A 274-nucleotide genomic window follows, 5' to 3' on the forward strand; every position below is an offset into this window, starting at 1 on the left:
GTGATAGAACGCGTCACTGGAAACGAACGTGCTCCCACTAAGCTTTTATCAACAAAACCCAATTCCGCCAATTTTTCAGTTAACGCATCGGCACTAGTTAATACAGATGAGGCTTTGACTATTTCACAACGTGCATAATTATCATCTTCAAAAGATACACCAGCCGCCCGCAGGGAAGCATCCTCACCGGGTATTTGTTGTGCTCCAAATAGTGGTTTACCCTCTACGCTCGCTTCTTTAAAAGCAGGAATATAACGAGCCAAGTGTGCTATTG

General features: G+C 44.2%; 1 protein-coding gene. It reads right to left on the reverse strand.

Going from position 1 to position 274, the window contains the following annotated elements:
• A partial coding sequence (locus tag AAEZ06_RS27260) for a hypothetical protein (protein WP_350617216.1) occupies window positions 1-274 on the reverse strand: 274 nt, incomplete at both ends.

Source organism: Pseudomonas sp. HY7a-MNA-CIBAN-0227, assembly GCF_040310325.1.
Taxonomy (GTDB): domain Bacteria; phylum Pseudomonadota; class Gammaproteobacteria; order Pseudomonadales; family Pseudomonadaceae; genus Aquipseudomonas.